This is a genomic window from Pseudomonas sp. LPB0260 (genome assembly GCF_013388395.1).
This window is the reverse complement of sequence record NZ_CP058247.1, coordinates 3131585-3144836: the sequence shown is the minus strand read 5'-3', so window position 1 is coordinate 3144836 and position 13252 is coordinate 3131585. Positions and strand designations below refer to the sequence as shown.

General features: G+C 57.9%; 14 protein-coding genes. 1 reads left to right on the top strand and 13 read right to left on the bottom strand.

Going from position 1 to position 13252, the window contains the following annotated elements; genetic code table 11:
- Positions 1-383: 383 nt before the first annotated feature.
- Positions 384-656: a hypothetical protein gene (locus LPB260_RS14265; protein ID WP_208709712.1), complete on the bottom strand. Its 273-nt coding sequence runs from the start codon at positions 654-656 to the stop codon at positions 384-386.
- Positions 657-941: 285 nt separating this feature from the next.
- Between LPB260_RS14265 and LPB260_RS14260 the strand changes: the two genes are divergently transcribed.
- Positions 942-2297, top strand: coding sequence for an O-antigen ligase (locus LPB260_RS14260; RefSeq protein WP_208709710.1), 1356 nt, complete (start codon positions 942-944; stop codon positions 2295-2297).
- Between the two features lie 23 nt (positions 2298-2320).
- Here LPB260_RS14260 and LPB260_RS14255 read toward each other — a convergent pair whose 3' ends face one another.
- The 12 genes from LPB260_RS14255 to LPB260_RS14195 all read right to left on the bottom strand — a co-directional run bounded on the left by LPB260_RS14255 (position 2321) and on the right by LPB260_RS14195 (position 13252).
- Entirely contained in the window at positions 2321-2623 is a 303-nt protein-coding gene (locus tag LPB260_RS14255) for a hypothetical protein (protein WP_208709708.1), read from the bottom strand.
- Between the two features lie 352 nt (positions 2624-2975).
- Complete coding sequence (locus tag LPB260_RS14250; protein ID WP_208709706.1) at positions 2976-3314, bottom strand: VanZ family protein; 339 nt, start codon at positions 3312-3314, stop codon at positions 2976-2978.
- Positions 3315-3650: 336 nt separating this feature from the next.
- Complete coding sequence (locus tag LPB260_RS14245; RefSeq protein WP_208709704.1) at positions 3651-3986, bottom strand: nucleotidyltransferase family protein; 336 nt, start codon at positions 3984-3986, stop codon at positions 3651-3653.
- The gene (locus LPB260_RS14240) at positions 3983-4402 is read right to left on the bottom strand and encodes a nucleotidyltransferase substrate binding protein (RefSeq protein ID WP_208709702.1); all 420 of its coding nucleotides are present in this window, start codon (positions 4400-4402) and stop codon (positions 3983-3985) included. The genes LPB260_RS14245 and LPB260_RS14240 overlap by 4 nt, the downstream gene beginning before the upstream one ends.
- Before the next feature lie 100 nt (positions 4403-4502).
- Positions 4503-5336 carry a UTP--glucose-1-phosphate uridylyltransferase GalU gene (gene galU / locus LPB260_RS14235; RefSeq protein ID WP_208709700.1) on the bottom strand — a complete coding sequence of 278 codons (834 nt, stop codon included), beginning with the start codon at positions 5334-5336 and terminating at the stop codon, positions 4503-4505.
- 315 nt (positions 5337-5651) lie between these two features.
- The gene (gene galE, locus LPB260_RS14230) at positions 5652-6674 is read right to left on the bottom strand and encodes a UDP-glucose 4-epimerase GalE (protein WP_256625637.1); all 1023 of its coding nucleotides are present in this window, start codon (positions 6672-6674) and stop codon (positions 5652-5654) included.
- Between the two features lie 601 nt (positions 6675-7275).
- Positions 7276-8202 (bottom strand): SIS domain-containing protein, encoded by a 927-nt coding sequence (locus LPB260_RS14220; protein ID WP_218281528.1) that lies wholly within the window; start codon positions 8200-8202, stop codon positions 7276-7278.
- 156 nt (positions 8203-8358) lie between these two features.
- Complete coding sequence (locus LPB260_RS14215; RefSeq protein ID WP_218281527.1) at positions 8359-8907, bottom strand: HAD family hydrolase; 549 nt, start codon at positions 8905-8907, stop codon at positions 8359-8361.
- Positions 8907-9752, bottom strand: coding sequence for a 3-deoxy-8-phosphooctulonate synthase (kdsA, locus tag LPB260_RS14210; protein WP_208709694.1), 846 nt, complete (start codon positions 9750-9752; stop codon positions 8907-8909). Before kdsA ends, LPB260_RS14215 begins: the two co-directional genes overlap by 1 nt.
- Positions 9753-9757: 5 nt before the next feature.
- Complete coding sequence (locus LPB260_RS14205) at positions 9758-10834, bottom strand: NAD(P)-dependent oxidoreductase (RefSeq protein ID WP_208709692.1); 1077 nt, start codon at positions 10832-10834, stop codon at positions 9758-9760.
- Positions 10791-11903, bottom strand: coding sequence for a glycosyltransferase (locus tag LPB260_RS14200; protein WP_371926151.1), 1113 nt, complete (start codon positions 11901-11903; stop codon positions 10791-10793). Before LPB260_RS14200 ends, LPB260_RS14205 begins: the two co-directional genes overlap by 44 nt.
- A gap of 290 nt (positions 11904-12193) precedes the next feature.
- Positions 12194-13252, bottom strand: coding sequence for a hypothetical protein (locus tag LPB260_RS14195; RefSeq protein ID WP_208709688.1), 1059 nt, complete (start codon positions 13250-13252; stop codon positions 12194-12196).

The following is a 13252-nucleotide window of genomic DNA, read 5'->3' as shown; positions in this document are numbered from 1 at the left end:
AATATGGCCAATAACACCGTGTGCTTCTGCCAACCTTAATGACGCGCGAAGCCCGTCCTTGACGCTTGCATGCGCTCATGGAGAACGCCCTGCAATACTCCAGGGGCGAAGCGAAAACGAGTCGGTTTGATAGCGGCGTTGCCGGCGCCTGGCAGCGATTCAGGGTCCGGGCGGACAGCGCAGGAGGGCCAAGGCGCGCTCGGATCGACCAGCGCCCGCTGGGTTGCCTGGGCCAATCCGACGAGAGGCGTGGGTCAGGATGGTCATCACCAGCCGCCCGCGATGCAGGCCAACCGCCATGACAGCGACAGGCCGCCTGCAAGCCGGACAGGTTAAGCGGCGGGCGAACCTGCACTACTTCCCACGGTGTAATTGCAGGCGACTTACTTCACCAGGTGCATAAGCACCTCTTCCACCGCATCGTCGCGATGCGGTGGCTGTTCCCCGTTCAGCTCGGCGATCAACTTCCAGTGCTGATCCAGCTCCTTGCTCACCGCCTCCAGCCTCGCGAGCATGCGCGAACCGGCGCCGCGCAGGTTCTTTTCCTCGCTGCGCAGCAGGTCGAAAGAGAGCATGGTCAAGGTAGCCGTCAGGTGGGTGATGCTGCGCGAAGTCAGCGTGATGAGTTCGGTGATCTGTTGCTCTTTGGTGGTCATGAGCGGCCATCCCTGCCAAGTGATTGAGTCGTAACAATTGCCACGTTTTGCCGCGCGCCTGATGTCGCTGCAGCCACGTGCTGGCAGCCGGCATGACGCACGCCTGAGCAGCGTATACAGAGCGACACGAAACAGGCTGACAGTTACTAACAGTGTGCTCCGACGTACACAGCCCCCCGCCATCAATGGCGAGTTTTATAACCTAGAGCCCCGGAGCCGATGCCCCTACAATGCGCCCCTGCGAAATCGTCACGTGCCCACCCGCCGCCAGGGATTGCTCAGTACATGTCCAACGCTTCCACCCGCCTCGATCGCTTCCTGCTGGCCGCGCTGCTGTTCACCCTGGTCTGGCTGCCGCTGCCGCTGGGCAGCAATCGCGATTGGGCCGTGGGGCTGTTCGTGCTGTTGATGGGTGGGCTGGGGGGCCTGTGGGCGATCGGCCAGATGCGCGGCGCACTGCCGCCGGCGCGCCAGATCAAGGCCGCCCTGCCCCTGCTGGGGTTGCTGTTGCTGGCCCAGGCCTGGGTGGCGGTGCAGTGGCTGGCGGGCTTGAGCATGGACAACGGCGCGACCTTCCAGTACCTGATGCTCGGCCTGGCCTACAGCCTGCTGTTCCTGCTGGTGGTCAGCCTGTGCCACACGCGCAAGCGCCTGACCCTGCTGCTCGGCACCCTGGTGGTCAGCGGCACCCTGCAGGCCTTCTGGGGCGCGTTCATGACCCTGTCCGGGGGGGAGTGGCTGCTGCTGACGCCCAAGACCAGCTACCTCGGCGATGCCACCGGCACCTTCGTCAACCGCAACCACCTGGCCGGCTACCTGGAGATGACCCTGGCCTGCGGCATCGGCCTGCTGCTGGCCCTGCGCGACGGCCGGCCCTTCAGCTGGGTCAACCTGCTGGAGCTGCTGATGGGCCCCAAGGCGCGCCTGCGCCTGGCCCTGGTGGTGATGGTGATTGCCCTGGTGATGACCCACTCGCGCATGGGCAACACCGGCTTCTTCGCCAGCCTGCTGCTGGTCGGCGGCCTGTTCGTGCTGCTGAACAAGGAACACCGCCTGCGCAACGGCCTGATCCTGGCCAGCATCGTGCTCATCGACGTGCTGGTGATCAGCCAGTACTTCGGCCTGGAGAAGCTCAAGGACCGCCTGCTCAACACCCGCCTCAACGACGTGGTGGTCAACGGCGAAGTGGTGCAACAGGCCAACGAGGTGCGTGACGACGTGTTCGGCTACGCCATCCCGCTGCTGCAGGAGCGCCCCCTGCTGGGCCAGGGCGCCGGCAGCTTCGAGGCGGTGTTCCCGCAGTATCCCGGCGAGGACATCCGCCTGCACTTCGACCACGCCCACAACGACTACCTGCAGTTCGCCATCGAATTCGGCCTGCTCGGCCTGCTGCCGCTCGCGGCCTTCCTGCTGCTGGCCCTGTGGCAAGCGTTGCGCGCCCTGTGGCGACGCGAGTCGGTGTACCGCAGCGGCGTCGGCTTCGGCGCGGCCATGGGCATCATCGCCCTGCTGATCCACTCCAGCACCGACTTCAACCTGCAGATCCCCGCCAACGCCGCGACCCTGGTGGTGCTCTGCGCGATAGCGGTACTGGCCGGCAGCCACAGCCACAAACGCCCGCGCAGCAATGCGCTGGCTTGAACCAGGCAGCCGCAGCGGACCACTCAGCAATCGTCCAGGGTTTCCCTATCCGGATGCCAGTCGCCCTCGAAGGCATGGCGAATCTCATGCTGCAGGCAGAACGGGTATCGATCTCGCAGGATCTCCAGCACGCACACATCATTGGCGCAGCGTGCCAAGCCGAATGCTTCGGTGCCGGGCTTGTATTCGATCTGATCGACCAGGCGCACATGGATCAGCACATCGTCACGAATGATCGCGGGCGGCGCGCTCTCGCGTGCACAGCCAGGCAATACCAACGCTGCCACCAGCACCAGTATGCACGGCGCCGCCTGAGACCTGGCCAACAAGTACTCACAGCGCCTGCCGGCCAGTGGCGTAGCGCTTGCGCACGCGAGACAGGCCGAACGCGCCGCCTCGCCGACGGGAAAATGCACCAACCACCACACATGCTGGCGCAAGCCAACACGGACCAGGTGGTATTGCCAAACGCTCAGGCGGCTAACGGCCGCCCACGGGTTCTCTACTTCAGTACTTCTCGACCCGAGATTCATCACTGCCACGCTCGCTGGGTACTGCGCCTCGAGCGGCTCCCTACATCAACTCACCCTCTCCGCAAATCCGCCCTCAGGTTCAGTGTAGGTCGCTGACCCGCAATCTGGCGGCAATATGCCATCAGCTCGCCCTCGGCCATTGCCCTTAACCCAGCACGCGCAAACGGCTGCGCAAGGCCTGCCACGTCAGCCAGGCCAGCAGCACACCGAGGGCATTGGCCAGGATGTCGTCCTGGCTGAACTGACGCACCGGCTGCACAAGGTGCTGCAGCCATTCCAGCAGCGGCGCCAGGGCAAACAACACGCCCCACAGCGGCCAGCCCGGCAGCCGCTCGAAAGCCAGGCGGCTGCTCAGTGCCAGCGCGCCGAAGGCCAGCAGGTGCAGGGCCTTGTCCGACTGCTCGAACAAATCCGGCGGTGATTGCGGGCGGAACAGGCCGTAGAGCATCAGCGCGCAACAGACAACGAAGAACGTAGGTTTCAAACGGAACATCCATCAATAGAGACAATATTTGCGCGGTTGAGCCGCATCAGCACCGCGCGATACACCGCGAGCCTGTAGGAGCGGCCGGGCGGCGATCCGTCGGGCGGCGTTCCGACCCTCGCCGCGATGCGGGCCGCATGGCCGCCCAATAAACGAAGCCACCGCGAAAACCTGAACCCTACAACCTGTGCCAGTGATCCGAGCCCTCGCCGCGATTACCACCAGGAAAGCTCGCGCCGAGGGCGACGCTCCTACAAGAACGCCCCCTAAGGGAGTGCTCGGCGAGCGATGTGCGGTCGCTTCTACCCAGGTGTGCTCAAACTACCTGAACAGCCATCAGCCATTCGGCCGCAGCTCCGCGCGCGTGTAGAAGGCAATGCCCACACGTTGTATGTGATCGAGCAACGCCGGGTTGTCGATTTGTTGTTTGAGGGAGAGGTCGACCATCCAAGGCAGCAGAAGGTCGTCAATTTGATTTTCGATGGCCAGCAGGTCCGCGAGCGACAGATCTTCGCCTTCAACTGTGAGGTCGATGTCCGAGCCAGGCCGATAGTTTCCCTTGGCCCGCGACCCATAAAGCAGCACCCGCTTGACCTGCGGCCAGCTTTGGAAAACACCGCGCAATTGCTCGACTGCCTGAGCTGGCAAGCCAAACGAGAGTCGCCCGTTCATTTGTCGTCGGCCAAGTCTTGCATGTGTTTCTGCAGCTGCAGGAACAGATCGTGATACTGCGCAGTGATGCTGTCTGCAATCGCGTTGGCAACAGACTCATTGTAGGTATGCGCGGTCTGGTTACGGCTCTTGATCATCTCCATCCAGCCTTCGCCATCCGCTACCAGGCCCTGCTTGAACGCGTTGCGAATGGCGTCGCGCGAGCCACTGATGGCCGGGTTGCCCTGATAAAGGAAGTAGTCCTTCATCAGGTTCCAGGCCAACTCGAAGACGAACTCAAAGGCCTGGATCAGGCCCTGCTTTTCCAACTCACTGAGTGGCCGCGTCTGCGCCAACGTCACGGCGCGACTCAGCTGAGCAAGGGCTCGACTGTAGTTGACCAGGCGTTGTTGCCAGCGAATGTCTTGATCAGTCATGGATTAATCACTGTTCAGTATTAGAGGCGACAAACATCATACGCGACCGCAGCACTCCCACGCTCCTCTGGTAGAGCCGGCCCTCAAAACGGCGCCGTGCCTACAACCCCTGCTTGTACAACCGCTCGAAGCAGAAATTGGTCGCCTCGATATAGCCTTCGGCGCTGCCGCAGTCGAAGCGCTGGCCCTGGAACTTGTAGGCCAGCACGCAGCCGCTCTGGGCCTGCTTCATCAGCGCGTCGGTGATCTGGATTTCGCCGCCCTTGCCCGGCTCGGTGTCGGCGATCAGGTCGAAGATGTCCGGGGTGAGGATGTAGCGACCGATGATCGCCAGGTTGGAGGGCGCGTCCTCCGGCTTGGGCTTCTCGACCATGTGACTGACCCGGTAGATGTCGTCGCGGATCATCTCGCCGGCGATCACCCCGTACTTGCTGGTCTGGTCGCGCGGTACTTCCTGGATGGCGACGATGGAGCAGCGGAACTGCTTGTACAGCTTGACCATCTGCGCCAGCACACCGTCACCACCGAGGTTCAGGCACAGGTCATCGGCCAGCACCACGGCGAAGGGCTCGTCGCCGATCAGCGGTTGGCCACTGAGGATGGCGTGGCCCAGGCCCTTCATCTCCACCTGGCGGGTGTAGGAGAAGGTGCACTGGTCGATCAGCTCGCGGGTGCCGGTGAGGTACTTCTCCTTGTCGGTGCCGCGAATCTGGTGCTCCAGCTCGTAGCTGATGTCGAAGTGATCCTCCAGCGCACGCTTGCCGCGGCCGGTGACGATGGCCATCTGTTGCAGCCCGGCATCACGCGCCTCCTCGACGCCGTACTGGATCAACGGCTTGTTGACGATGGGCAGCATCTCCTTGGGCATGGACTTGGTGGCCGGCAGGAAACGGGTGCCGTAACCGGCAGCGGGGAACAGGCATTTGCGGATCATGGGGTACCTTGGTTATTGCGAAAGAGGCCACAAGCGGCCGATGGGAAACAGAAAATCAAAAGCTCGCGCCGAAGGCACGGATGCCGCCCGCCGAATCGCCGCCCGGTCGCCCCTGCAAAGTACACCGCGTTCCCTGTAGGAGCGGCCGGGCGGCGATCCGCGTCCTCGCCGCGATGGTGGCAGCAGGCACACCAGCGCGCCAACGCCGGCAACCATCGGGGTCGTGTGGGTCATTCAGAAAAGCTCGCGCCGGGGGCGACGCTCCCACACCGATGCGCCGTCAATCACGTAGGCGCGACCCGAGCGCGATGGGACCTACTGCGCATATCCCTGCGGATTGCGCACCTGCCAGCGCCAGGTGTCGGCGATCATCTCCGACAACCCGCGCTCGGCCTTCCAGCCGAGTTCGTGGGCGGCCTTGGACGGGTCGGCCCAGCATTCGGCGATGTCTCCCGGACGGCGACCGACCACCTTATAGGGCACCCGCTTCCCGCTGGCCTGCTCGAATGCCTGGACCATCTGCAGCACGCTGTAGCCAATGCCGGTGCCCAGGTTCCAGACGTTCACCCCGCTACGCTGGCTGATCGCCTGCAGGGCCTTGAGGTGCCCCGCAGCCAGGTCCACCACATGGATGTAGTCGCGCACCCCGGTGCCGTCCTCCGTCGGGTAGTCCCCGCCGAACACCGACAGGCGCTCGAGCTTGCCGACGCCCACCTGGCTGATATAGGGCAGCAGGTTGTTGGGGATGCCGTTGGGGTCCTCGCCGATCAGTCCACTGGCATGGGCGCCCACCGGGTTGAAGTAGCGCAGCAGGGCGATGCTCCAACGCGAGTCAGAGTGGGCCAGGTCGCGCAACAGGTCCTCGACCATCAGCTTGGAGCGGCCATAAGGGTTGGTCGGCACGCCCGTGGGGAACGCCTCGCAGATCGGCATCCGTTCCGGCTCGCCGTACACCGTAGCGGAGGAGCTGAACACCAGGCGGAACACTCCGGCATGGGCCATGGCCTGGCAGAGCGCCAAGGTGCCGGCCACGTTGTTCTCGTAGTAGTCCAGCGGCTTGCGCACGCTCTCCCCCACCGCCTTCAACCCGGCAAAGTGCAGCACCGCATCTATCGAGTGATCGGCGAACAACCTGCGCAGCAGAGCACGATCACGAATATCACCCTCAACAAACTCCGGCGTCCGGCCGCAGATCTGCGCCACCCGGCGCAGCGATTCGGCCGAGCTGTTGCTCAGGTTATCCAGCACCACTACCTCAAACCCGGCTTCGAGCAACGCCAGGGTCGTGTGCGAACCGATATAGCCGGCACCGCCGGTTACCAGAATTCTCTCAGTCAAAAGTCAGCATCCATTCAGAGGGATATGAAAAGGTTCGCGCCGTGGGCACGGATCGCCGCCCTCGCCGCGATGGCGATAGCCGCCACACCAGCGCAGCGACGCCGGCAACTATTGGTATCGTTTGGGGCATTCAGAAATTAGCGCAGAGAGCTGTGGCAACCGAACCACACCTGCGACATTCAAGCTTCGATAGGGATAAATAGACGCTTACGCCGGAGACGAAGCCCACACGAAGAAATACGGATTGAGGAAGTCAGCCTTCGTGTTGTACCGCAGCGGCTGACCTTCACTATCCAGCCCCCCTCCGGCTTCCAGGACTACTGCATGGGCAGCGGCGGTATACCACTCATACGTCGGCCCAAGACGTGGGTAGACATGTGCGGTGCGATCAGCGATCAGCGATCAGCGATCAAACAAAACTTCAACGAACTCCCCATAGGGACCAACTCGTATTCGCCAAATGCGGCCAACCAGCATTTCCCACGCATGAGCGTCGCGCCCAAGCCGGCCAGCCAAAAACTGAAGTGCCATGAATTTCTCAAACGTGAGATTGCGTGAAAAACGCAGGTGACAGCGAAAGATAGGATTAGCAGTCGCCAACCTACTTCTTGAACACACCGACGACCCGCTCGCCTTCAAAGACCAACAGCGAGGTGATCTGTCGCTTATCCATCAGCATCAGCGCATCCTCGACACGAGTGCCGAGAGGCACCATGGCAGGTTCGCGACTCATGAGTTCGCCAGCCCGCTTGTCGAACACAGCCTCACTGAATCGTTCGATGGCGCGGCGGATATCACCATCGGTGACCAACCCCCACCCTTCGGAATGCTCGACGATGGCCAGTCCCAGGCTTCCGCGAGTAATGGCCTGAATGACGTCGAGCACCCGAGCATCTTCCGGCACCAGCGGCAAATTGACCTTGACCATCTCGTCTTCAACCCGACTCAGCAGGCGCCTTCCGAGGGAACCGCCAGGGTGAAAACGGGCGAAGTTCTCGGGCTTGAAATCCCGCGCCTTCATCAGGGTTACCGCCAGGGCATCCCCCATGGCAAGAGTGGCGGTAGTCGAAGAGGTCGGCGCCAGTTGCAACGGACAGGCTTCCTCAGGTACCCCGACATCCAGATGGCTGTGGGCGGCCCTGGCCAACGTGGATGCCGGGCTACCGGTCATGGCGACCAGGTAGTTGCCGCTGTTCCTCAGGAAGGGGATCAGCTTGACCACCTCGTCGGTTTCCCCCGAGTTGGAAATGGCGACGAAGACATCATCGGCCGTCACCATCCCGAGATCGCCATGGTAGGCCTCGCCGGGATGCATGAAGAAACTCGGCGTGCCCGTGCTGGCCAGAGTAGCGGCAATCTTCTTGCCGATGATCCCGGACTTCCCCATGCCGCAGACGATCACGCGCCCGCTGGAGTTCAGAATCTGCTGCACGGCCTGGCTGAAGGAATTGTCCAGCTTGTCACCGAGTAAACCGACGGCGCGCGCTTCGATGTCGAATACGCGCTTGGCGATCTCGATGTAGTCCATAGGGTTCATTGCTTGTCCTTTGAAAGCAGTTGGTTCAGTCGTTAGAACTTGGCAGGAAAGCTCAAACCCGACGCAGAGGAAAAGCGTCTGCGTTGGTTTGTCGATAACGCAGCGTGAAGCGAAGCGAACCGGGATGACGAGCCGCCCCTGTATCGATCATTGCTGCGCGTCGTGGCTGCTCCATTCAGCGAGCAACGGTTGATAGGCCGCCTCCAGGCATAGGCCGTCGAGCATCAGCAGGTGCTCGGCTACTTCGCGGGCCACGCCCTGGCCACCCATGGCCCGAGTAACATGGCAAGCCAGGCCAAGCACCAGGCTGTGGGCGTCGGCCGGGGCATAGCTCAGGCCCACCCGCTGCATGACAGGTAGATCGATCACATCGTCACCAACAAAGACGATCTGCGCATCCTCAAGTGCCAGTTCACGCTTGATCTCGGCATACGCCGCCAGCTTGTCGTGGCAGCCGTTTACGGCCAGATCGCACTTGAGCTGCCGAGTTCGGTAGTCGAGGGCCGCACTGGCCTTGCCGGAAATGATCCCGCTGCGAATGCCATGGGCGCGCAATAGCGCCACCGCCACACCGTCCTTGGCGTTGAAACTCTTGAACACTTCGCCATCGGCGCCGATGTGCAGCGCGCCATCGGTCAACACCCCGTCCACATCGAACAGCACCAGGCGAATGGCCCCCGCGTACGAAGTGACCATCAGCGAATCACCAGCTCCGGCAGATTCTTCACGATATCGTCGATCACCTTAATCTGACTGAGGAAGGGCTCTAGCAACGCCAGCGGCAGGGCGCTAGGGCCATCACAACGGGCCTGATCAGGATTCGGATGCGCTTCCAGAAACAAGCCGGCCAGCCCCACCGCCATACCTGCGCGGGCCAATTCCAGCACCTGTCTGCGGCGGCCGCCCGAAGCCTCGCCGAGGGGATCACGGCACTGCAGGCTGTGAGTCACGTCGAAAATGATCGGGCAATCGCCACTGGCCTCCTTCATCTGGCGGAACCCGAGCATGTCCACCACCAGGTTGTCGTAGCCAAACGAACTCCCGCGCTCGCACAACATGATCTGATCGTTGCCGGCTTCGCGACACTTATCCACGATGTGTTTGACCTGCGTCGGGCTGACGAACTGTGGCTTCTTGACGTTGATCGGCCGACCGGTGCGGGCCACGGCGACAACCAGATCGGTCTGCCGAGCCAGGAAGGCCGGAATCTGCAACACCTCGACCACCTCGGCCACCGAAGCCGCCTGCTCGACCTCATGCACGTCGGTAATCACTGGCACGCCGAACTCGCGCTTGACCGCCTCGAATATGCGTAGCCCCTCCTCCATCCCGACGCCGCGGTAGGAATTCATAGAAGAGCGATTGGCCTTGTCGAAGGACGCCTTGAATACATAGGGAATACCCAGCTTCCTCGTGACCGCCATATAGTGTGCACAGGCAAATAGCGTCGAATCCAGATCCTCAAGTACGTTGATTCCCCCGAAGAGGGTAAAGGCTTTTGAATTACAAAGCCCTATAGATTCGCTAATTGTAACTTGCATCTTGGTTAGCTCCACTCCTCAGGACAGTTAGCTTTCCAGTCACGGAAAGCAGCCTCCAAACTATATTGATAGGGATAGCCGTGTTCGACCAAGTGAGTCGGGAGTACGTTGTTCGAGCGCACTAGTTTACGGATGCGCACGGGGCTAAATGGGTGCTTGATGCCTAGGGGACGCGCTACAAAATCGATAGCATGCGCAACGACTAGCAGAAGTGGATACGGCATGCTCGGAACATTGCGCTGCACACCGGCTATCGCACAGGTCGCTTTCACATAGTCCTCAATGGAAGGCCCTGGATTCATTGACATGTTGAAGAGAGTTAGATGTTTCCCCTCCTCCTTCTGTCGCCGCAAAACCCACCACATGGCAGCGCACAATTCTTTTACATAGGTTCCCGCCTTGCGGGTATCACGATTACCCATATAGAAAAAATATCGCTTGATCACGGCCTTGATAAGGCGGGATACATTCCCCCCCTCGCCGGGGCCGAACACCACGCCGGGACGCACAATGACCAAATGGCGGCTCACCGTGTCACGTGCGAGCCATATCTGGTGGATTTTTTCAGCGACAAGCTTGGAGCCGCCGTAGGCACTTACAGGTACGGGCAAAGAGCTCTCATGTTTCTGCTCTTCGCTGATGCCGTATGGAGAAATAGAACTGGTGAATATGATGTCATTGCAGCCAACTCTTTCAGCCCACGCACAGACGTTCTCAGCGCCGAGCAAGTTGGTTTCGTAGTACTCAAGATCCTCATGTCCTGGCTCACGGTGGACGGCCGCAAAGTTTGCAATCAACCCCACCTCTTCAATTGGTTGCCATGATACAGTCTGACGTACGTCTCCAATAATAACCTCAGTACCCTTGAGGCTCTTGATCAATGACTTGCGAAACTCACTGGGCTTTGAAGCCATAGGCTCGCGATCATAGAGGTAAACCTTAGCGAATAAGCCTGTGGCAAGCAGTTGCTCTGCGAAATAGGTACCGATAAAACCAGTGCCCCCAAAAATTACTGCACACGACATGTTTTTTCCTTGATTAGGATTGAGCCAAGGCTTCCATTTCCCGGTAATAGCGCTCAACGCTAAAACGCTCTTTGGCAATATCAAATGCAGTCTTGGCTACCGACTGTGAAAGCTCTGAATTTCTGAGCGCAGTTAGAACGTGCGCAGTGGCCTCATCTGGAGTCTCGAACAGCCAGCCAGTTTTCCCATGCTCAACAACATCAACATTGCCTGCGCACATGGATGCGACTACAGGAAGACCTGCAAAACCGGCCTCAATCACTGAAACAGGCATGCCTTCCCAGCGGGCAGTAGACAAATATACACAGGCATCGCCTAAGTACTTCCAAACATCGCTCTTCGGCACCCAACCGACAATACGAACACCCGACTCTTCCAGCTTTCGGCGGGAACACGGATCACCGTCCCCGACCCAAACAAACTCAACAGTCGGGTCTATTTTACGCACTGAGCGGGCAATTTCAGCAAACATATCAGGTCCTTTCTGCGTGCGGATCTGTCCTACGGTAATCACTACCTTCTTTCTATTACTTAGTTCAAAATGGGGAGAGAGTGGGACTGAGCTAAAATCCAATGCATTTTCGACCATGTGGCACCGTCTAAAAGGGATCGCTGCCTGAATAGCTTCCTGTTCGCTGCGAGAGCATGCTACATAATCCGCTTTTTTTAGCGCCCCGACCCACTCAAACAAAATGAAAAGCTTCTTTTTAAAACTACTAATATCTTTCCGCATAAAAGAGACACAGTGCGGAATATAGAAAAAGCGTGAAGCTTTCTGCACAAACAACGACGAGATACGACCTAAGAAACCCGAAAACGATGAGTGGAGAAAAATCAAGTCTGGATTATTATTTTTGATTACAGCTCTGATATGCACAAGACTCTCTAACTTTTCAAATGAACTATTCATTTGGACCTGTACAAGACGCACACCTGAGTCAAAGTATGCTCTTAAATTTACAGGCGTCTCAGGTCTCCTAGAGAAAATAACTACAACGTCATGACCAAATTTATTTTGACTATTAGCCAGAAGCGCCGCCATAGATAATGTGCCGGTAGCCGTAGCCTCAATCACATGCAATATTTTTTTGGACCGAAAGAACGTAACACAACTAGTCGATAACATACTGAACGCACCCCGCCCAAATTAAAAACGAGGTTAGTAAGCCACATAACCCCCACAATAAATTCCTGCCCCAATACTTCATCGCTAGTTTATCCAGCGGAGAGAGATCTCAAGCGGGCTCAGCGCGCCTAACTTATCAAGAGCATCCAGATCAATCAAAACCGAAAATCATCGCGCAGTAGTGCTCTATCAGTGTTAATTACTATCTACGAAGCCAAAGGGGTTACCTAAGCAAGTCAAAACCCAACAAATCGGCATGAAGCGAAACACCTGAAAAGACAGTATAAATATTAACTCAAGGAAACCTTAGACTCCTTTCCCTCCACATACACAAATGCAAATAACAATATCAAAACAAGCCATAACGCACCTGACAATACGTGATATTTGAACAATAAAATAATTGATAACGCCGCACCATATTTCGGATTTCTGTAAATAAACGCAAGCAACCCAAGAAGAAGGGCCACCAACCCGAACGCCCCCGATGTAAAGAACGCATACACATAGAACGAAGAATCACGCACATGCGCCCCGCTCAACATATTGCGACCTAAAGGGTGACGCTCATCCCAAAAAAAACCACTCCCGAGAAAGTTATCAACAGCCCCTCGGACCTTGAACTCTTTAAATACTAACTGACGTGAATAAACTGCATCATAATCAACCGAATCAACAACTCTCCGCTTATAGACCTCGAAAATAAACGAGCTCGCAAGTAAAGTGAGAGACAATATTCCTATTAGATATAACCTCCCACCCTTGACAACAGCAAGAATTATAATTAGCGCAAGAAAAGATACAGCTAGCGCAGCGATAGACAGCCCCGCCATAACACTAACAATTCCCAGAGCGGTAATTATCGTTAATTTTTTCTGATGCAAAATTAAAAATAAAGAAACAGGAAGTACCACCATCGCATAGAAGGAGGGCTCCGAAAAAAGCCCTGTCGCACGGATGGAAATGTACATACCTTCCAGAGCCCTACTTAGATAGAGAGCTTCTGATGCAGACTCTCGCACATAATTATCAAAATTTATATAGAACCCAAACACTTGATAGACAATTAACTGCACCAGAAAGAACGTCACATGGGTCGCAACAAGAGCATTACAAGAAACAATCAAGTCTGCGACCGAGATCACCCTGCATTTTATTATCGAGCAAAAGAGCAGTGCATACAGGCTTAGTGCAAAAAATTTTATGTAATAGTTTACGTATACATCATGCCTTACAGATAAAGCCAGAACAAAGAAATTTATCGCTAAGAAAACATACAGCCAAGATCGAGGAAACTTTATTCTAGCCCCCCCTTCCTTGCCTAACAACAACACCAAGACCAAGCTCAA